19 protein-coding genes are annotated in these 18,658 nt (G+C 62.2%); 10 read left to right on the top strand and 9 right to left on the bottom strand.

Going from position 1 to position 18,658, the window contains the following annotated elements; all coding sequences use genetic code 11:
* A complete protein-coding gene (locus LOY35_RS23420; RefSeq protein WP_258627727.1) occupies positions 1-1,725 on the bottom strand; it encodes a tetratricopeptide repeat protein in 1,725 nt (574 codons plus the stop codon).
* A gap of 172 nt (positions 1,726-1,897) precedes the next feature.
* On the opposite strand from LOY35_RS23420, the gene hemA reads away from it, so the two are divergent.
* From hemA to LOY35_RS23390, 6 genes are all read left to right on the top strand, one after another.
* A complete protein-coding gene (hemA, locus tag LOY35_RS23415; protein ID WP_258627725.1) occupies positions 1,898-3,187 on the top strand; it encodes a glutamyl-tRNA reductase in 1,290 nt (429 codons plus the stop codon).
* Positions 3,184-4,266: a peptide chain release factor 1 gene (gene prfA, locus LOY35_RS23410; protein ID WP_258627723.1), complete on the top strand. Its 1,083-nt coding sequence runs from the start codon at positions 3,184-3,186 to the stop codon at positions 4,264-4,266. The genes hemA and prfA overlap by 4 nt, the downstream gene beginning before the upstream one ends.
* Before the next feature lie 11 nt (positions 4,267-4,277).
* Positions 4,278-5,108, top strand: coding sequence for a peptide chain release factor N(5)-glutamine methyltransferase (prmC, locus tag LOY35_RS23405; protein ID WP_258627722.1), 831 nt, complete (start codon positions 4,278-4,280; stop codon positions 5,106-5,108).
* Positions 5,102-5,857: a molybdopterin-synthase adenylyltransferase MoeB gene (locus tag LOY35_RS23400; protein ID WP_258627720.1), complete on the top strand. Its 756-nt coding sequence runs from the start codon at positions 5,102-5,104 to the stop codon at positions 5,855-5,857. Before prmC ends, LOY35_RS23400 begins: the two co-directional genes overlap by 7 nt.
* Positions 5,850-6,641: a glutamate racemase gene (gene murI, locus LOY35_RS23395; protein WP_258627718.1), complete on the top strand. Its 792-nt coding sequence runs from the start codon at positions 5,850-5,852 to the stop codon at positions 6,639-6,641. Before LOY35_RS23400 ends, murI begins: the two co-directional genes overlap by 8 nt.
* Before the next feature lie 116 nt (positions 6,642-6,757).
* Entirely contained in the window at positions 6,758-7,276 is a 519-nt protein-coding gene (locus LOY35_RS23390) for an acyloxyacyl hydrolase (RefSeq protein WP_258627716.1), read from the top strand.
* Positions 7,277-7,458: 182 nt separating this feature from the next.
* Here the strand turns inward: LOY35_RS23390 and LOY35_RS23385 are convergent, their stop codons facing one another.
* The 6 genes from LOY35_RS23385 to LOY35_RS23360 form a co-directional block, all read right to left on the bottom strand.
* The gene (locus LOY35_RS23385; protein ID WP_258627713.1) at positions 7,459-7,764 is read right to left on the bottom strand and encodes a YkgJ family cysteine cluster protein; all 306 of its coding nucleotides are present in this window, start codon (positions 7,762-7,764) and stop codon (positions 7,459-7,461) included.
* Between the two features lie 28 nt (positions 7,765-7,792).
* Positions 7,793-8,551: an SDR family oxidoreductase gene (locus tag LOY35_RS23380; RefSeq protein ID WP_258627710.1), complete on the bottom strand. Its 759-nt coding sequence runs from the start codon at positions 8,549-8,551 to the stop codon at positions 7,793-7,795.
* A gap of 122 nt (positions 8,552-8,673) precedes the next feature.
* Positions 8,674-10,128, bottom strand: coding sequence for a deoxyribodipyrimidine photo-lyase (gene phrB, locus LOY35_RS23375; protein ID WP_258627705.1), 1,455 nt, complete (start codon positions 10,126-10,128; stop codon positions 8,674-8,676).
* Between the two features lie 13 nt (positions 10,129-10,141).
* Positions 10,142-11,080 carry a MerR family transcriptional regulator gene (locus LOY35_RS23370; protein WP_258627700.1) on the bottom strand — a complete coding sequence of 313 codons (939 nt, stop codon included), beginning with the start codon at positions 11,078-11,080 and terminating at the stop codon, positions 10,142-10,144.
* On the bottom strand, positions 11,080-12,042 hold the full coding sequence (locus LOY35_RS23365; protein ID WP_258627698.1) for a DUF523 and DUF1722 domain-containing protein: 963 nt from the start codon (positions 12,040-12,042) through the stop codon (positions 11,080-11,082). Before LOY35_RS23365 ends, LOY35_RS23370 begins: the two co-directional genes overlap by 1 nt.
* A 175-nt stretch (positions 12,043-12,217) precedes the next feature.
* Positions 12,218-13,204 carry an NAD(P)/FAD-dependent oxidoreductase gene (locus tag LOY35_RS23360; protein ID WP_258627696.1) on the bottom strand — a complete coding sequence of 329 codons (987 nt, stop codon included), beginning with the start codon at positions 13,202-13,204 and terminating at the stop codon, positions 12,218-12,220.
* A 196-nt stretch (positions 13,205-13,400) separates the two neighbouring features.
* On the opposite strand from LOY35_RS23360, the gene LOY35_RS23355 reads away from it, so the two are divergent.
* Together LOY35_RS23355 and hemH are read left to right on the top strand one after the other, a co-directional pair.
* A complete protein-coding gene (locus LOY35_RS23355) occupies positions 13,401-14,300 on the top strand; it encodes a TIGR01777 family oxidoreductase (protein ID WP_258627695.1) in 900 nt (299 codons plus the stop codon).
* Between the two features lie 13 nt (positions 14,301-14,313).
* Positions 14,314-15,339: a ferrochelatase gene (gene hemH / locus LOY35_RS23350; RefSeq protein WP_258627693.1), complete on the top strand. Its 1,026-nt coding sequence runs from the start codon at positions 14,314-14,316 to the stop codon at positions 15,337-15,339.
* Positions 15,340-15,472: 133 nt separating this feature from the next.
* Here the strand turns inward: hemH and LOY35_RS23345 are convergent, their stop codons facing one another.
* Together LOY35_RS23345 and upp are read right to left on the bottom strand one after the other, a co-directional pair.
* Positions 15,473-16,747, bottom strand: coding sequence for a uracil-xanthine permease family protein (locus tag LOY35_RS23345; protein ID WP_188258743.1), 1,275 nt, complete (start codon positions 16,745-16,747; stop codon positions 15,473-15,475).
* Between the two features lie 2 nt (positions 16,748-16,749).
* Complete coding sequence (upp, locus tag LOY35_RS23340; protein WP_024778135.1) at positions 16,750-17,388, bottom strand: uracil phosphoribosyltransferase; 639 nt, start codon at positions 17,386-17,388, stop codon at positions 16,750-16,752.
* A 162-nt stretch (positions 17,389-17,550) separates the two neighbouring features.
* On the opposite strand from upp, the gene LOY35_RS23335 reads away from it, so the two are divergent.
* Positions 17,551-18,108 (top strand): hypoxanthine-guanine phosphoribosyltransferase, encoded by a 558-nt coding sequence (locus tag LOY35_RS23335; RefSeq protein ID WP_258627690.1) that lies wholly within the window; start codon positions 17,551-17,553, stop codon positions 18,106-18,108.
* Positions 18,109-18,111: 3 nt separating this feature from the next.
* The gene (locus LOY35_RS23330) at positions 18,112-18,585 is read left to right on the top strand and encodes a WbuC family cupin fold metalloprotein (RefSeq protein WP_258627689.1); all 474 of its coding nucleotides are present in this window, start codon (positions 18,112-18,114) and stop codon (positions 18,583-18,585) included.
* Positions 18,586-18,658: the final 73 nt, after the last annotated feature.

Raw genomic sequence — 18,658 nt, 5'->3', positions numbered from 1 at the left:
TTAAAGGGTCTCTGATCCGGTCAGGCGTTTAATGGTACCGCGCAGGATAGGGCTGTCGGGCTGGTCCTTGAGGAACTTGCTCCAGATCTGCCGGGCCTCGCGTTGTTTGCCGGCGGCCCACAGGACCTCGCCCAGGTGAGCGGCGACTTCCTGATCGGGAAAGCGCTCCAGGGCCTGGCGCAGCAGGCGTTCGGCTTCGTCGAGGTTGCCCAGGCGGAAATTCACCCAGCCGAGGCTGTCGAGCACTGCCGGGTCTTCCGGGTTGAGCTGATGGGCCTGCTCGATCAATACCTTGGCTTCGGCATAGCGGGTGGTTCGGTCCGACAGGGTATAGCCGAGGGCGTTCAGGGCCATGGCGTTGTCGGGGTCGCGCTGGATGATCAGGCGCAGGTCTTTTTCCATCTGCGCCAGGTCGTTGCGTTTTTCTGCCAGCATCGCACGGGTGTACAGCAGGTTCAGATCGTCCGGGTATTGCTTCAGGGCCTGTTGCAACACGCTCCAGGCTTTGTCGCCCTGATTGTTGGCCGACAGGGTTTCGGCTTCGATCAGGTAGAGCTGGATGCCATAGTCCGGCTGGGCGTCGCGCTGTACGGCCAGGCGACTCTGGGCCTCGGCCGTCTTGCCGTTGCCGATCAGGATATCGGCCTGGCGTAACTGCGCCGGCAGGTAGTCGTTGCCCGGGCCGACCTGGGCGTACTCGATCAGCGCGCTTTGCGGGTCGTTGCGTTCTTCGGCGATGCGACCCAGGTTCAGGTGGGCCGAGTCGACATGGCTTTCCCGGGCGATCAGGTCTTCCAGGTAGCCCTTGGCCTCGTCCCAGGCCTTGGCTTCCAGGCAAACCAGTGCCAGGGAGTAGCGCAATTCGTCGTCTTCGGGGTATTGCTGGACCAGGCTGGAGAACTCCACCTTGGCATCGTCCATGCGGTTGTTTTCCACCAGCATGCGGGCGTAGGTGAGGCGCAGACGCTTGTCGTCCGGATACTTCTTGATGCTTTTTTCCAGCAGCGGCAGGGCTTCGTCGCCGCGGTTCAAGCCTTGCAGCAGGCGGGCACGCAGCAGGATCGGCGCTACTTCGCCGGCTTCCGGCGGGTTGTCTTCCAGCAGGGTGAGGGCGCCCTGGGCGTCGCCATCCTGTTGCAGCAGCAGGGCCTTGCCGAAAATCAACTGCCCATTGTTCGGATGGCGTTCCAGCAGGCGGTCGAAGCTTTTCATCAGACCGCTGCGGGTTTCCTGATCGGTATCGGCAGCCGACAGCGCGAGGAAATCGAAGTGGGTATCCCCCTTGCCCTGCAGCACTTTCTCCATATAGGCCATGGAATCGTCGTAGCGCCCGGCGCGTGCCAGTTGCACGGCGGCGGCGCGTTGCGCTTCGAGGTCGTCCGGGGCATTGCGAGCCCAGATCATCGCGGTATCCAGCGCAGCCTGATCGGCTCCCAGGTACTCGGCGATGCGGAACGCCCGCTCGGAGATACCCGGGTCCTGGGTATTGATGGCCTGGGTCACGTAGTTGTCCAGCGCAATGTCGAAGCGATTGCGCTGGCCCGCCAGTTCGGCGCTCAACAGGCTGAAGATGGTTTCTTCACTGAACGAGCCGTAGACCTTGGGTTTTTCAGGTGCCTGCGTGCTGTCTTCGACCGGCGGCGTACCGTCCGTCGAAACGGGGGCCATGGACTGGCAGCCGCTGAGCAAGGCAAGAGCGAGGAGCAACGCGGAAGATCTATTCATATAGGAAGAGGACGACTAACCTGCGGTCGGATCATCATGACACAAGCCTTCGGTCAAACATAACCGCCCCGTCGATTTACGGAGCGGGCGAGGGCGATAGAGATGCGGTAGTTGTTCTGGATCTGGCGAAGTAGGACAATTGCCGGCTTCACGTCACCATCAGCGACCTTGAATGGCCTTCCTTGCACTTGGTATCAACCACAAGACTGCTTCAGTAGACGTCCGCGAGCGCGTGGCCTTTACGCCTGAGCAACTGGTGGAGGCCTTGCAGCAGCTCTGCCGGCTCACCGAGAGCCGCGAGGCTGCGATCCTCTCTACCTGCAATCGCAGTGAACTCTATATAGAACAGGATCATGTTTCGGCCGATGCGGTGCTGCGCTGGCTGGCCGAATACCACGACTTGAGCCTTGAGGAGCTGCGCGCCAGTGCCTATGTGCACGAAGATGATGCGGCCGTTCGTCACATGATGCGCGTCGCCTCCGGGCTCGATTCGCTGGTGCTGGGCGAACCGCAGATTCTTGGCCAGATGAAGTCGGCCTATGCCGTGGCCCGGGAGGCCGGTACGGTCGGCCCGCTGCTGGGGCGGTTGTTCCAGGCCACGTTCAATGCCGCCAAGCAGGTGCGCACCGACACGGCCATCGGCGAGAACCCGGTGTCCGTGGCGTTTGCCGCCGTCAGCCTGGCAAAACAGATTTTCAGCGATCTTCAACGCAGCCAGGCACTGCTGATCGGCGCCGGCGAGACCATCACCCTGGTCGCCCGCCATCTGCACGACCTGGGGGTCAAGCGCATCGTCGTCGCCAACCGGACCCTGGAGCGGGCCAGTACCCTGGCCGAACAGTTCGGCGCCCATGCGGTGCTGCTGTCGGATATCCCGGCCGAGTTGGTGCACAGTGACATCGTCATCAGTTCCACCGCCAGCCAGTTGCCGATCCTGGGCAAGGGCGCGGTGGAAAGCGCCCTGAAGCTGCGCAAGCACAAGCCCATCTTCATGGTGGACATTGCCGTGCCCCGGGACATCGAGCCGGAGGTCGGCGAACTGGACGATGTGTACCTCTACAGCGTCGACGACCTGCATGAAGTGGTCGCCGAAAACCTCAAGAGCCGGCAGGGCGCGGCCCAGGCGGCGGAAGAGATGATCACCGTTGGCGCCGAGGACTTCATGGTGCGCCTGCGCGAGCTGGCCGCGGTGGATGTGCTCAAGGCCTATCGTCAGCAGAGCGAACGCCTGCGCGATGAAGAGCTGCAAAAGGCCCAGCGCCTGCTGGCCAACGGCGGCAGCGCCGAAGAAGTGCTGGTGCAACTGGCCCGTGGCCTGACCAATAAATTGCTCCACGCCCCCAGTGTCCAGCTCAAGAAACTGACCGCCGAGGGCCGCCTCGATGCACTGGCCATGGCCCAGGAACTCTTTGCCCTCGGTGAGGGTTCACCGGATAGCTTTTCGGATAAGAAATCGCAATGAAAGCGTCACTGCTCAATAAACTGGACACCCTCCAGGACCGTTTCGAAGAACTGACTGCCCTGCTGGGCGATGGTGAAGTCATTTCCGACCAGAACAAATTCCGCACCTATTCCAAGGAGTACGCGGAAGTCGAGCCGGTTGTCGCCACCTATAAACAGTTGCTCAAAGTGCAGGACGACCTTGCCGGTGCCCAGGCGCTGCTCAAGGACAGCGACCCGGACCTGCGTGAAATGGCAGTGGAGGAAGTCCGCGAAGCCAAGGAGCAGTTGATCGAACTGGAAAGCAACCTGCAACGCATGCTGCTGCCCAAGGATCCGAACGATGGGCGCAACGTGTTCCTCGAGATCCGTGCCGGCACCGGTGGCGACGAGGCAGCGATCTTTTCCGGCGACCTGTTCCGCATGTATTCGCGTTATGCCGAGCGTCGCGGTTGGCGGGTGGAGATCCTCTCGGAGAACGAAGGGGAGCATGGCGGCTATAAGGAAGTCATCGCCCGGGTCGAAGGCGACAACGTCTACGGCAAGTTGAAGTTCGAGTCCGGCGCCCACCGCGTACAGCGCGTGCCGGCCACCGAGTCCCAGGGGCGCATCCACACCTCGGCCTGCACGGTGGCGGTATTGCCCGAGCCGGACGAACAGGAAGCCATCGAAATCAACCCGGCGGACCTGCGGATCGACACCTACCGCTCTTCCGGCGCGGGCGGTCAGCACGTCAACAAGACCGATTCGGCGATCCGCATTACCCACTTGCCTTCGGGCATTGTGGTCGAATGCCAGGAAGAGCGTTCCCAGCACAAGAACCGGGCCCGGGCCATGGCCTGGCTGTCGGCCAAGCTCAACGACCAGCAGACCAGTGCCGCCGCCAGCGCCATCGCCAGCGAGCGCAAGTTGCTGGTGGGCTCGGGTGATCGCTCCGAACGCATCCGCACCTACAACTTTGCCCAGGGCCGGGTCACCGATCACCGGGTCAACCTGACCTTGTATTCCCTGGATGAAATCCTGGCCGGCGGTGTCGATGCGGTGATCGAACCGCTGCTGGCCGAATACCAGGCCGACCAATTGGCCGCGATTGGCGAATAAAAGGTGAACACATGACCATCATCGCCAGTCTGCTACGCGCCGCCGAGCTGCCGGATTCACCCACGCCAAAACTGGACACCGAGTTGCTGCTGGCGGCGGCGCTGGGCAAGTCCCGCAGCTTCCTGCACACCTGGCCCGAGCGGATCGTGCCAAGCGAGGCCGCGCTGCTGTTTTCCGAGTACCTGCGTCGGCGTCGTTCCGGCGAGCCGGTGGCCTATATCCTGGGGCAGCAGGGCTTCTGGAAACTTGACCTGGAAGTCGCGCCCCATACCCTGATTCCGCGTCCCGACACCGAGTTGCTGGTAGAAACCGCGCTGGCCTTGCTGCCGGCCGCTGCGGCCAGGGTCCTGGATCTGGGCACCGGCAGCGGCGCGATTGCCCTGGCCCTGGCCAGCGAGCGCCAGGCCTGGATGGTCACGGCGGTCGACCGGGTGCTGGAGGCCGTGGCCCTGGCCGAGCGCAATCGCCAGCGCCTGGGCCTGGCCAACGTCACGGTGTCGAGCAGTCACTGGTTCAGTGCCTTGGATGGTGAGCGTTTCGAGTTGATCATCAGCAACCCGCCTTACATTGCCGCCGCCGATCCACACCTGGCCGAAGGCGACGTGCGTTTCGAACCCGCCAGTGCATTGGTCGCGGGCCAGGATGGGCTCGATGACCTGCGCGAGATCATTGCTCAGGCGCCGGTTCATCTGGCACCGGGCGGCTGGTTGATGCTCGAGCACGGTTACGATCAGGCCGGGGCGGTGCGGGATCTGTTGCAGGCCCAGGGCTTCTCCGAGGTCCACAGTCGCAAGGACCTCGGCGGCCATGAACGCATCAGCCTGGGGTGCCTGCCGTGCTGAACGATCAGGAGCTGTTGCGCTACAGCCGGCAGATTCTGCTGCAACATGTCGACATCGACGGCCAGCTGCGCCTCAAGCAGAGTCGTGCATTGATTGTCGGCCTCGGTGGTCTCGGTGCGCCGGTGGCTTTGTATCTGGCCGCCGCCGGGGTTGGCGAACTGCACCTGGCGGACTTCGATACGGTCGACCTGACTAACCTGCAACGCCAGATCATCCATGACACCGACAGCGTTGGCCTGAGCAAGGTCGATTCGGCCCTGCGTCGTCTCACGGCGATCAATCCCGAGGTTCGACTGGTGCCTCATCCGACGGCCATGGACGAGGACAGCCTGGCCGCGGCTGTCGCGGCAGTGGATCTGGTGCTGGACTGTTCCGATAATTTTTCGACGCGCACGGCGGTCAACGCGGCGTGTGTCGCAGCGGGCAAGCCACTGGTCAGCGGTGCGGCGATCCGTCTTGAGGGCCAGCTTTCGGTGTTCGACCCACGCCGTCCCGAAAGCCCTTGCTATCACTGCCTCTACGGCCATGGCAGCGAGGCCGAGCTGACCTGCAGCGAAGCGGGGGTGCTTGGGCCGTTGGTGGGCCTGGTGGGCAGTTTGCAAGCCCTTGAAGCCTTGAAATTGCTGGCCGGTTTTGGTGAGCCGTTGGTGGGACGCCTGCTGTTGATCGATGCCTTGGGGACGCGGTTCCGCGAATTACGGGTCAAGCGTGACCCGGGCTGTAGTGTCTGTGGTGGCTCGCATGAGTGAAGCGCCGGTCGGTGTGCTCGACTCGGGCGTCGGCGGGTTGTCGGTGCTGGGGGAGATCCGTCGGCTGCTGCCCAACGAATCGCTGTTGTACATGGCTGACTGCGGGCATATCCCCTACGGCGAGAAAACGCCGGAATACATCCGACAGCGCTGCGCGATCATTGCCGATTTTCTCCTCGGCCAGGGCGCCAAGGCACTGGTGGTGGCTTGCAATACCGCGACGGTCGCCGCGGTAGCTGATTTGCGTCGCGATTTTCCCCACTGGCCCATCGTCGGCATGGAGCCGGCGGTCAAGCCGGCCGCCGCCGCTACCCGCAGTGGCATAGTCGGCGTACTGGCCACCACTGGCACCTTGCAGAGCGCCAAGTTCGCCGCCTTGCTCGACCGTTTCGCCACCGATGTGCGGGTCATCACCCAACCGTGCCCGGGCCTGGTGGAACTGATCGAGACGGGTGACTTGCACAGTCCGGCCTTGCATCAGTTGCTGCAACATTACGTTGACCCGTTGCTCGCAGCCGGCTGCGATACGCTGATCCTGGGGTGCACGCACTATCCGTTCCTCAGGCCATTGCTCAAGCAGATGATCCCGGATCACATCAGCCTGATCGACACCGGCGCCGCCGTGGCCCGGCAACTTCAGCGTCTGCTGGCCGAACGTGGGTTGTTGGCGGAGGGACCGGCCAGCGAAACTCAATTCTGGAGTAGCGCTGATCCGACACATTTAAGAAATATCCTACCGATGTTATGGCGTTCGTCTGGCCTTGTGCAAAGCTTCAATCTGTAAGCAAAATGTGAAAATTCCGTAAATGCTGCTGAACTTCTGTTCCGGCGCGGATTTCTATAGCTCTGTCGGTTTGTAACAAAAAACTAACGATGTTCGTTCGGAAAAGGATGTTTCTAATGAAGCGCTTATTCTGCTTTGCCGCATTTGCGGCTGCATTGCTGGGGCACACTTACACGGCGCAGGCTGCGGGTGTTGAGTTCGGGGTCGGCCAGACCAGCGACTCGACCATGACCTATCGCCTGGGGATGCAATTCGATTGGGACAAGAGTTGGTGGCAAAGCGACGTAGGCCGTCTGACCGGCTACTGGAGCGGTGCCTACACCTACTGGGAAGGGGATAAGACTTCCAGTAACCACAGCCTGTCGTTCTCGCCGGTCTTCGTGTATGAATTTTCCGGGGAGAACGTGAAGCCTTACATTGAGGCCGGCGTGGGCGTTGCGCTGTTCGACAAGACCGAGGTGGAAGATAACAAGCTCGGTACCGCGTTCCAGTTCGAAGACCGCATCGGCTTCGGCCTGCGCTTCAATGGCGGACATGAAGTGGGCATTCGTGCCACTCACTATTCCAATGCGGGCATCAAGTCGACCAACGATGGCGTGGAAAGCTACGCCCTGCATTACACGATGCCGCTGTAATACCTGACCCTGTGGGGAGCAGTTGCTTGCAACGGCGCTGGTGCGGTTGGCTTTGACGTCGATTGTGTTACCGCTATCGCGAGCAGGCTCGCTCCCACACTGTTTCGCGGGTAGCCGCGAGTCTGATATCCCCTGCTGATCCCTGTGGGCGCACGCCTGCTCGCGATAGCGGCGGCGATGTTCTACCGATATGCCGTCGTAATCCCCTGGCGCTCCTCAATACACTCCGGCGCTCCCATCTCGAACTCCCGGCAGATCAGCGGGCGCTTTTCGTAGATGGTGCACTTCATGCTGTCGCGATCCAGCGCCGCGCACCAGCCATCATCGAGACGCAGCATCACTTCCCCGCCCCAATCGTCCGTGGCGATGAAGCGTTGCGGGACGCCGGTGTCGGTGATCAGCAGCACTTCCAGTTGGCAGCAGCACGCCGCGCACGTTGAACACGTAACGGTCGGTGCGGTGAGGTCAGCGAGAGGGATGGTTTCCATGGCGCGCAGTGTAAGGCAAGCGGGCCGTTCAGGGTCGACCCTTGATCGGTGACCAGGCGCTTGCCTGGCAAGGATCGATGTCCGCCTGTGCGGTCTGTCCCGAAGGTGGTAACGGCCATAGCGCGGCCAGGGCCGTGACAGGGAGAAGCACTTCATGGGGACGTTCGACCAACTGGCTCAGGATGTAGGCGGCCGTTTCGTCTGCCGAGCCTGGTGTGGCCGGAAAGTCCGCCAGGCTCCCAAGCGCGCTATCGAAGTCCGGGCGAACAAGCGTTACATCGATGTTTTCGGAGGCGCGAGCCGATTCGAAAAGATAACGCATTGCCCCGTTGTTGCCTTCGGTGTGGGACGGTGGCAGGTAAGTTGCCGGGCTGATGATGCCCACCAGCAGGGGCGCGGTGCCGGCACGCAGCAATGGCGAGGCTGTTTCGATGCAAAGGCTTGCGACCAACAGGTTGCTGCGCACAATGTGTTCGATGAGAGCAGCGTCGGGGAGCTGACTGTCAACGTACTCGGTGGTGCCGGCGTTCAGGATCAGCGTGTCCAGGGCTCCCCACTGTTGAGCGATCCGATCAATGATGTCGCGTACCGTCTGGTCGTCGGTCAAGTCGCCAGGCATCGTCAGTACCTGACCTGGATAACGTGCCGACAGCGCTTCGCAGGATTGAGCCGAGCGTGAACTGATGGCCAGGTTCGCCCCGGTTTCGAGTATTGCCTGGGCCAACGAAGCGCCAACTCCGTTACCAGCCCCCGTTAGCCAATATCGTCGTGGTGGTCTCTGGCCCATTCCATACTCCTCTTGATCGGGGCGGCACGCCGCGACGGGTAAGGGGTGCCCATGGCAAAGTCCTTGCGTATAGTTTGACTATATCTCGCCTGACTGAGCCAGCACTCCGGATGTCGATAATTTTAAGTTCGCTGATCGCCCGGCTTGCCAGTCGTGGCATGTCGCCGCGTCGGCAAATTCCTGAATGCCCCCAACGCACGTTCCCGGGATTGGCTGAGATTGACGATCGGAGCCGGGTAGTCCGGCCTATGGAACAATCCGCCCAATGGATTATGGACCTGTTGCTTATCGAGATCGTTCAGCTCAGGTAACCAGCGTTTGATAAACAGGCCCTCACGGTCGAATTTTTCCGATTGGCTCAAGGGGTTGAAGATGCGAAACCAGGGCGCCGAGTCGGTGCCGGTGGAGGCGCTCCATTGCCAGCCACCGTTATTGGCGGCCAGGTCTCCGTCGATCAGGTGCTGCATGAAAAAGCGCTCGCCTTCGCGCCAGTCGATCAGCAGGTTCTTGGTAAGAAACATCGCGACGACCATCCGTAAACGGTTATGCATCCATCCTGTTTCCAATAGCTGACGCATGGCTGCATCGATGATCGGCAGTCCGGTGCGTGCCTGCTTCCAGGCTGCCAGCTCTTCAGGCGCATTGCGCCAGGCCAGGGCTTCGGTTTCCGGGCGAAACGCACGATGACGGGACACACGGGGAAAGCCCACCAGAATGTGTTTATAGAACTCACGCCAGAGCAATTCATTGATCCAGGTCACAACTCCGACACTTCCGCTCTCGAATTCGCCCTGGTTAGCCTGCAATGCGGCGTGCAGGCACTGGCGCGGCGAGACCACGCCAGCCACCAGGTAAGCCGAAAGCTGGCTGGTACCGGGCCTGGCGGGGAAGTCCCGTTCGCTTTGGTAAAAGTCCAGGTGTTGATCGACGAACGTGTCGAGGCGCCGCCGAGCTTCGTTTTCTCCGGCGGGCCAGAGGGCGCGCAAGGAATCGCTAGGGAGAGCAAATCCTTCGACCTCTGTGGGCACCGGGTCGCTGTGGATGCCGGTCGGTGCCTGCCGGGCCGGCGCACAGACCAGCTTCGGCAGTGAAAGGCGCAGGCGGCTGTAACAGACTTTGCGAAATTGGCTGAACACCTGGAAATAGCTGCCGGTCCGGGTCAGCACGCTGCCGGGCTTGAACAGCAGTTGGTCGAGATAACTGTGAAAATCGATGCCCTGGGCTTTCAGGCAACGGGCTGCTTCGGCATCGCGCCGAGCCTCATTCACTCCGTATTCTTCGTTGGCATGAACGGCTTCGATGTTCAGTTCGCGGCACAGCGTGAGCAATACGGACGGAGCCTGATCCCAGTGCGGTGCATGGCGGATCAACAAGGGAATGTTCAGTTCGGCCAAGGCCTTGCTCAGCGCAGCCAGGTTGCGCAGCCAGAAATCGATCTTGCACGGGGCGTCATCATGGGCACGCCACTGTGCCGGGCTCGTCAGGTACACCGCCACGCAAGGCCCCCGGGCCGCGGCAGCCGCCAGCGCGGTATTGTCGTTCACGCGCAGGTCACTGCGCAGCCAGATCAATTGCATGGGTTTTTCCATTTCAAAGAAGTGCTCTGCGACTCAGCTCGCGGTAAGCCGCTAACGGGTCTTCGGCCCAGGCGATGTCCTTCATCGAGACGCCGGTGGACAATTTGGCGTGATGGATCGAGGCGGCGCTGCCGGCAACGATGATCGGGCAGTCGACTCCATTCAGCAGCCTGGGCAGTTGGGACAGATTCATGGCGTGGCTGGAGTACAGCAGTACGCCGCGGGCCTTGAGGCGTTCGACCGCCAAGGCCAGTTCGCCTGCCGGTATCGGCCCGTCGAAGACTTCCACCGGGCAATCGGCGCTGCTCGCCAGCCAGGCGGTGAGCCACAGGCCCGGTTCCAGGGGAACGTCCGACTGGTTGACCAACAGCAACGGCGCGCCGCGTAGCTGACGGTTGTTGTGATAGATCCGGCTGCCGAACTTGCTGCGCAGCCAGGAATACAGGAATACCCGCTCCAACTGCGCGCCGAACTGGCCCTGCCAGCGCAACTGCAGCTCCTCCAGCAGGGGCAACAGCAACTGTTCGCACACTGTCCCGGGTGGGTACAAGCCCATGGCCTGGTTGACCAGATCATCCACCTGGCGCTCGGCCAGTTGCGTCACTGCCAGGGCGAGGGCGTGACGCTGGCGCTGCCAATGGCTGTCCGGCGGTTCGGTGGGCGGTTGCGGCGCGTCTAGCAAGGGCTTGATCTTGCTGACCGTCACGCCCCGGTCGATCCAGGTGAGGATGCTCTGGATTCGCTGTACATGTTCGGCGTTGAACAACCGGTGTCCCTTGGGTGTGCGCAACGGCACGATCAGGCCATAACGGCGCTCCCAGGCGCGCAACGTCACGGCGTTGACACCGGTTCGCCGCGCCACTTCGCGTATGGGCAGCCAGCCGTCTGCCAGGGCCTGGGCGAAATCGCTGCCAAGGTCTTCGCGAGCGCTGGAGTCGGTATCGCCTTTCATCAGATGGCGTTCCGCAAACTGAGGTTTTCCGGATGCGGTTGCAGGTAGACCTGCTGCGCCAGATAGGGATCGGGATGCAGGCGAAGGTGATGCTTGAGCAAGGTCAGCGGCACGACCAGCGGGACGATGCCGAGACGGTACTGGGCGATGAGATGCCGGACTTCCTGTTTGTCTTCGGCGTCGATGGCGCGTTTGAGATAACCGCTCAGGTGCTGCAACACATTGGTATGGGTGCGGCGGGTGGCGCATTTTTTCAGGGCGGCCATCAGTGCGCTGAAGTATCGCGGGCCCAGCTCGTTGGGGTCGGTCTTGCCCATGTTGCCCAACAGGTTGCCCAGGACTTTGTATTGCACAGGGTTGTGGGCCATCAGCAGGTACTTGTAGCGCGAGTGGAACGCAATCAGGTCGCGCCGGGTCAGGCCCTTGCGGCGCAGCGCTTGCCAGGCGGCGTAGGCGTACACCCGGGTGAGGAAATTCTCCCGCAGCACCGGATCGTTGAGGCGGCCGTCTTCTTCCACTGGCAGGTCCGGATGGAGCTCGCAGAATGCCTGGGCATAGACGCCACGTCCGCCACCTGGCTGCGACGCACCGTTATGGTCATGGACCTTGACCCGCTCCAGGCCGCATGACGGCGATTTTTGCATGAAGATGTAGCCGCAGATGTCGTCCAGTTCCGCAGCCATTTGCCGCGCGTAATCGACCAACGGGCGGGTCACGTTGAGGTCCCGTGTCACCGTGCCGACCACCTCGGGACGTTCGGGATTGCCCACCAGCCGGATCGGTTCTCGCGGAATGCCCAGGCCGATGGCGACTTCCGGGCAGACCGGCACGAAATCAAAATGCTCCGCGAGAAGACGACTGCACAACTGCGATTGCTTGTGCCCGCCGTTGAAGCGAACTTCTGCTCCCATGAGGCAAGCGCTGACGGCGATTTTCGGGCGGATGGCGGCTGAGTCGGACATGGGGACCTCTGATGCATAAACTTGTACAATTTGTTATTTCTTGTATAGTTTTTTCATCATAGATCCATGGCTGTACAAGTCAACCCGGTTTGCATGATGGGAGAGGTCGCTGGCGTTGTTCACGGGCAGGCTGCCGTCTCGTTCGACAGCAGCGGGTGGCGCAGGGTGACACGATCTACTGGAGGCTGGCGTGCAAGCGCCGCGCGGCTTCCTGGCCGCTGAGCCAGGCGCCTTCGACCCGGCCGGACAGGCACCAGTCGCCACAGACATACAAGCCCAGGTCGGCATCGGCCAGGGCGCCCCACTCATGATTGCCAGCGGGGCGGGCATAAAGCCAGCGATGGGCCACGCTGAAGCTCGGCGCTGGCATGGCGCTGTGCAGCAGTTCGGCAAAGGCACCGTGCAGGTGTTCGATCACCGCTTCCTTGGACAGGTCGATGTGCTGCCGGCTCCAGTCGCTCGTGGCGTGCAATACCCAGGTGTCGAGCGTGCTGTCGCGTCCCGGTTTGCTGCGGTTACGGGCCAGCCAGTCGAGGGGGCTGTCCTGCACGAAGCAGCCTTCCATGGGCGTATCCAGTGCCTGTTCGAAGGCCAGGGCAACGGCCCAGGTGGGGTCCATCTTCACGCCGGCCGCCACCCCGGCAAGTTTCGGCACGGCCGCCAGCAATGCGGTGGCCTGGGGCGCGGGCGTGGCGATGACAACCTGGCCGAAGGGGCCGTGGGTGAAGCCTTCCGCGTCCTGCAAGTGCCAGTGTTCCTGGCCGCGGTAGACCTCGGTGATCCGGCAGGAGAACTGCACTTGCAGCTTGCCGAGCAAGGCGCGGGTGATGGCGCTCATGCGTGGGGTGCCGACCCAGCGGGTCTGTTCGTCCGGGGAGGGGGTCAGTTGCCCGTCTTGGAAGTTGTAGAGTTGCGGGTTCCACTCCGCCGCCCAGCCGTTGGCCTGCCAGCGCTGGACTTCGGTGACGAAGCGGCGATCACGGGCGGTGAAATATTGCGCGCCCATGTCCAGTGTGCCAGCGTCGCTGCGTTTGCTGGACATGCGTCCGCCGCTACCGTGGCTTTTGTCGAAGAGTTGAACGACATGCCCGGCCTCCGTCAGGGCCTGGGCGGCTGAGAGTCCGGCGATGCCGGTGCCGATGATTGCGATGGGTACAGTCATGAGGGCCTCGTTTACCTTTCTGTACAGACTATGCCGTCGTTTAAACCTGTACAATTTGGGTTTTTGGTATAAGTTTTACCGTTCGCGTTTGGACAGGTTGACCTATTGTTAAACACAGACCCTGTCCGATACGAAAAATCCCTGCTTATAAAAATAGACTAGTGGGCCGGGTAAAACGCGCTGCGAGGAACATCTCATGCACATATTGCTGACCGGCGGTACTGGTTTGATCGGGCGTCAGCTCTGCCGCCTCTGGTTGGGGCAGGGGCATCACCTGACGGTATGGAGTCGCCGACCCGCGGAGGTGGCGAAAATCTGTGGGACGCAGGTGCGGGGCGTCGCCAGGCTCGATGAGATCGACGAGCCGGTGGACGCGGTGGTCAACCTCGCCGGAGCGCCGATTGCCGACCGGCCCTGGACCCATAAACGCAAGATGTTGTTGTGGAGCAGTCGCATCACCCTGACCGAGGTCCTGCTGGCGTGGCTGGAGCGCTGCGAGCGGAAACCCGCCGTGTTGATTTCAGGTTCCGCGGTGGGTTGGTACGGCGACGGTGGCGAACGGGAATTGACCGAGGAGTCGGGACCGGTCAGCGAAGATTTCGCCAGCCAATTGTGCATCACCTGGGAAGAAACCGCGCAACGGGCCGAGGCCATGGGCATACGCGTGGTACTGGTCCGCACCGGCCTGGTCCTGTCCGCCGAGGGCGGCTTTTTGTCGCGGCTGCTATTGCCCTTTAAACTGGCGCTGGGTGGGCGTATCGGCAATGGTCGGCAATGGATGCCATGGGTCCACATCGACGATCAAATCGCCCTGATTGATTTTCTTCTGCACCGCGATGATGCCAGCGGTCCTTATAATGCCTGCGCGCCGAACCCGGTGCGTAACCGCGATTTCGCCAAGGCCCTGGGACATGTGTTGAATCGGCCCGCCGTGATGCCGATGCCGGAGCTGGTATTGAAAGTCGCCCTGGGGGAATTGTCATCGCTGTTGCTGGGCGGCCAGCGCGCCACGCCGGCCCGGTTGCAGGCGGCGGGTTTCGCTTTCCGGTTCACGGATTTGCCTGCGGCACTGGACGACTTGTCCGGCCGCTTCTGAAATAGGACGTTGCATGACCGATCACGCGTTGCTTCTGGTGAATCTGGGTTCGCCTGCCTCCACTTCGGTGGCCGATGTACGCCGCTACCTCAATCAATTCCTGATGGACCCGTACGTCATCGACCTGCCATGGGCGGTGCGGCGTTTGCTGGTGTCGCTGATCCTGATCAAGCGCCCCGAGCAATCGGCCCACGCCTATGCCTCGATCTGGTGGGAAGAAGGATCGCCGCTGGTGGTGCTCAGCCGCCGGCTGCAACAGGCGATGGCCGCCCAGTGGACCCAGGGTCCGGTGGAATTGGCGATGCGTTACGGCGAACCGTCCATTGAGTCGGCGCTGGTGCGTCTGGCGAGCCTGGGGCACAAGAAGATCACGCTGGCGCCGTTGTATCCGCAGTTCGCTGACAGCACCGTCACCACCGTGGTCGAAGAAGCCAAGCGGGTCGTGCGAGACAAGAAGCTCGACGTGCAGTTCTCGATTCTCCAGCCGTTCTACGATCAGCCGGAGTACCTCGACGCGCTGGTTGCCAGTGCCAGGCCTTATCTGATGCAGGATTACGATCATCTGCTGCTGAGTTTCCATGGCTTGCCGGAACGGCACCTGACCAAGCTCGACCCGACAGGGTTTCATTGCTTCAAGGATGCCGACTGCTGCAAGAATGCGCCGCCGGAGGTCATTGCGACGTGCTACCGCGCCCAGTGCATTCGCACGGCCGAGCTGTTCGCCCGGCAGATGGGGCTCAAGGAAGGGCAATGGTCGGTGTCGTTCCAGTCCCGACTGGGCCGCGCCAAGTGGATCGAACCCTACACCGAAGTACGCCTGGGAGAATTGGCCAGAAGCGGAGTCAAGAAGGTGATGGTGATGTGTCCGGCGTTCGTGGCCGACTGCATCGAGACCCTGGAAGAAATCGGCGATCGCGGGCGCGAGCAGTTCCGCGAGGCCGGGGGAGAGGAGTTGGTGTTGGTGCCGTGTCTCAATGACCAGCCGCAATGGGCCGAGGCGTTGAGCACGTTGTGCGAGCGGGCGCCGATCGCGCTGTAACATTCAAGGGCCCTATCGCGAGCAGGCTCGCTCCCACAGTGGGATCCAGGTTGGTTACAAAATCTGTGTACACAACCGATCCCTTGTGGGAGCGAGCCTGCTCGCGATGGGGCCATGTCAGGCAACAAACATCTCAGAGCAACGGCTCATCCGCCTTCTTCTGCTTCCAACCGTCGTTACCCGGCAGCAGCAGGTTCAGCCCGATCGCCACCACCGCGCACAGCGCGATGCCTTTGAGGCCGAAGTCATCCGGGCCGGTGCCGGTCCCCACCAGTACGCCGCCGATGCCGAACACCAGCGTCACCGAAACGATCACCAGGTTGCGCGCTTCGCCCAGGTCGATCTTGTGGCGGATCAGGGTGTTCATGCCCACCGCCGCAATCGAGCCGAACAACAGGCACAGGATCCCGCCCATGACCGGTACCGGGATGCTTTGCAGCAGCGCACCGAACTTGCCGATGAAGGCCAGGGCGATGGCAAAGATCGCCGCCCAGGTCATGATTTTCGGGTTGTAGTTCTTGGTCAGCATCACCGCGCCGGTGACTTCGGCGTAGGTGGTATTGGGCGGACCGCCAAACAGACCGGCCGCGGTGGTGGCGATGCCGTCACCGAGCAGGGTCCGGTGCAGGCCGGGCTTTTTCAGGTAGTCGCGACCGGTCACGCTGCCCACCGCAATCACTCCGCCGATGTGCTCGATGGCCGGGGCCAGGGCCACCGGCACGATGAACAGGATCGCCTGCCAGTTGAACGCGGGGGCGGTGAAGGCCGGCAGGGCGAACCACGGTGCGGCGGCGATCTTGGCGGTGTCCACCACGCCGAAGAAAAACGCCATGGCGAAGCCCACCAGCACGCCGGAAATGATCGGCACCAGACGGAAGATGCCTTTGCCGAACACCGCGACAATCAGCGTGGTGAGCAGGGCCGGCATCGAAATCATCATTGCGGTCTGGTAGTGGATCAGTTCGGTGCCGTCGCCGGCCTTGCCCATCGCCATGTTCGCGGCTATCGGCGCCATCGCCAGGCCGATGGAGATGATCACCGGGCCGATGACCACTGGCGGCAGCAACCGGTCGATGAAACCGGTGCCCTTGATCTTCACGGCCAGGCCCAGGAAGGTGTAGACGAAACCCGCCGCCATCACGCCGCCCATGGTCGCCGCGAGGCCGAACTGGCCCTTGGCGAGGATGATCGGGGTGATGAAGGCAAAGCTCGACGCCAGGAACACCGGCACCTGCCGCCCGGTGACGATCTGGAACAGGATCGTTCCCAGACCTGCGGTAAACAGCGCGACGTTCGGGTCCAGCCCGGTGATCAGCGGCATCAGCACCAGGGCGCCGAAGGCGACGAACAGCATCTGTGCGCCGGACAGCACCTGGCGCCAGAGCGGATCGTTGAACTCGTCCTGCATGCTCAGGCGTCCTTCTGCTTGGTGCCGAAGATCTTGTCGCCGGCATCGCCCAGGCCCGGGATGATGTAGCCGTGCTCGTTGAGTTTCTGGTCGATGGAAGCGGTATAGATAGTCACGTCCGGGTGAGCGTCCTGGACCACCTTGATGCCTTCTGGGGCGGCAACCAGGACCATGGCGCGGATGTCGCGGCAACCGGCCTTTTTCAGCAGGTCGATGGTGGCGACCATGGAACCGCCGGTGGCGAGCATCGGGTCGATGATCATGGCCAGGCGCTCGTCGATTTCCGGCACCAGTTTTTCCAGGTAGGTGTGGGCCTGCAGCGTTTCTTCGTTGCGAGCCACGCCCACGGCGCTGACCTTGGCACCCGGGATCAGGCTCAGCACGCCCTCGAGCATGCCGATGCCGGCGCGCAGGATCGGTACCACGGTGATCTTCTTGCCGGCGATTTTTTCCACCTGGACCGCACCGGCCCAGCCGTCGATCTCGTAGGATTCCAGCGGCAGGTCCTTGGTGGCTTCGTAGGTGAGCAGCGCACCGACTTCCTGGGCGAGCTCGCGGAAGTTCTTCGTGCTGATATCGGCGCGGCGCATCAGGCCGAGTTTGTGTCTGATCAGCGGATGGCGGATCTCGAGAATGGGCATGGGGAAGGCTCCGGCGGCGGGCAAAAAAACCGGGCTAGATTAATCTATCCCGAAGGCTTGTCCTATAGACAATACAGAACGTTAGTCCACAAACCCTTGATCTGGCCGGGCGGGATGCGTACCTTTGCCCGCTTTTCCGACCTGCCACCCCTGGAGAGCGACATGTCCGCTGATCTCGAACATATCCGTCAAATCATGGCGGAGGCTGACTGCCTGTACACCGAAGCCGAAGTCGAAGCGGCCATTGCCCGGGTCGGTGCGCAAATCAACGACCAACTGGCCGATTCCAACCCGGTGGTGTTCTGTGTCATGAACGGCGGGCTGATCTTCTCTGGCAAGCTGCTGACCTACCTGAACTTCCCGTTGGAGGCGTCGTACCTGCATGCCACCCGTTATCGCAACGAAACCAGCGGCGGCGACCTGTTCTGGAAAGCCAAGCCGGAAGTCTCGTTCATCGACCGCGATGTATTGGTCATCGACGACATCCTCGACGAAGGGCACACCCTGGGCGCGATCATCGACTTCTGCCGGCATGCCGGCGCCCGTGCCGTGCACACCGCCGTGCTGATCGACAAGGACCATGATCGCAAAGCCCGTCCCGACCTGAAGGCCGATTTCGTCGGCCTGCCGTGCATCGACCGCTATATCTTCGGCTATGGCATGGACTACAAGGGTTACTGGCGCAACGCCAACGGTATTTTCGCCGTCAAGGGTATGTGATCGATGACTCGGCCTGGCTTCCTGGATCAGACACTGTTCGCTGAGCTGGCCGAGAAAGCCGCGACCAGCCCTCGCGGGCGGCAGCACCACAACTTCCATCAGATGGACGAGCCCTGCCATCGCATGGCGGTGGGGTTGCAACCGTCCACGTACATTCCGCCCCATCGTCACCTCAGTGCCGACAAGGCGGAAACCCTGCTGGTGCTCAGGGGCCGGTTGGGAGTGTTGATCTTCGACGACGCCGGTGCGGTGACGGACAAGCGGATTCTCCAGGCCGGAGGCGATTGCCTCGGCGTCGACCTGCCGGCCGGCGTGTATCACGGCCTGGTGGTGCTGGAAGCCGACAGCCTGATGTTCGAGTGCAAGGCCGGTCCTTACCGGCCCGTGGGCGAAGGTGAACAGGCCCACTGGGCACCCCGGGAAGGCGAGCCGGGTGTGGCTGAGTACCAGGCCTGGATGCGTGCTCAGTTCGATTGAGCGCCGGTTAAGGATTGTGTGGGCGCAAAGCTTGCTCGCGAAACAGGCGCTTCGATTTCTGAGAGACGGCGTC

It is taken from the genome of Pseudomonas sp. B21-028, assembly GCF_024749045.1.
Lineage (GTDB): Bacteria > Pseudomonadota > Gammaproteobacteria > Pseudomonadales > Pseudomonadaceae > Aquipseudomonas.
This window is presented reverse-complemented; position numbering and strand designations above follow the sequence as displayed.

Coding starts and splice junctions, on each gene's coding strand:
- LOY35_RS23360 (WP_258627696.1), bottom strand. CDS start 13,204: ATGACTGTACCCATCGCAATCATCGGCACCGGCATCGCCGGACTCTCA.
- LOY35_RS23365 (WP_258627698.1), bottom strand. CDS start 12,042: ATGTCCGACTCAGCCGCCATCCGCCCGAAAATCGCCGTCAGCGCTTGC.
- LOY35_RS23345 (WP_188258743.1), bottom strand. CDS start 16,747: ATGCAGGACGAGTTCAACGATCCGCTCTGGCGCCAGGTGCTGTCCGGC.
- phrB (WP_258627705.1), bottom strand. CDS start 10,128: ATGCAATTGATCTGGCTGCGCAGTGACCTGCGCGTGAACGACAATACC.
- hemA (WP_258627725.1), top strand. CDS start 1,898: ATGGCCTTCCTTGCACTTGGTATCAACCACAAGACTGCTTCAGTAGAC.
- murI (WP_258627718.1), top strand. CDS start 5,850: ATGAGTGAAGCGCCGGTCGGTGTGCTCGACTCGGGCGTCGGCGGGTTG.
- hemH (WP_258627693.1), top strand. CDS start 14,314: ATGACCGATCACGCGTTGCTTCTGGTGAATCTGGGTTCGCCTGCCTCC.
- LOY35_RS23380 (WP_258627710.1), bottom strand. CDS start 8,551: ATGGGCCAGAGACCACCACGACGATATTGGCTAACGGGGGCTGGTAAC.
- LOY35_RS23330 (WP_258627689.1), top strand. CDS start 18,112: ATGACTCGGCCTGGCTTCCTGGATCAGACACTGTTCGCTGAGCTGGCC.
- LOY35_RS23385 (WP_258627713.1), bottom strand. CDS start 7,764: ATGGAAACCATCCCTCTCGCTGACCTCACCGCACCGACCGTTACGTGT.
- LOY35_RS23420 (WP_258627727.1), bottom strand. CDS start 1,725: ATGAATAGATCTTCCGCGTTGCTCCTCGCTCTTGCCTTGCTCAGCGGC.
- upp (WP_024778135.1), bottom strand. CDS start 17,388: ATGCCCATTCTCGAGATCCGCCATCCGCTGATCAGACACAAACTCGGC.
- LOY35_RS23390 (WP_258627716.1), top strand. CDS start 6,758: ATGAAGCGCTTATTCTGCTTTGCCGCATTTGCGGCTGCATTGCTGGGG.
- LOY35_RS23355 (WP_258627695.1), top strand. CDS start 13,401: ATGCACATATTGCTGACCGGCGGTACTGGTTTGATCGGGCGTCAGCTC.
- LOY35_RS23335 (WP_258627690.1), top strand. CDS start 17,551: ATGTCCGCTGATCTCGAACATATCCGTCAAATCATGGCGGAGGCTGAC.
- prfA (WP_258627723.1), top strand. CDS start 3,184: ATGAAAGCGTCACTGCTCAATAAACTGGACACCCTCCAGGACCGTTTC.
- prmC (WP_258627722.1), top strand. CDS start 4,278: ATGACCATCATCGCCAGTCTGCTACGCGCCGCCGAGCTGCCGGATTCA.
- LOY35_RS23370 (WP_258627700.1), bottom strand. CDS start 11,080: ATGAAAGGCGATACCGACTCCAGCGCTCGCGAAGACCTTGGCAGCGAT.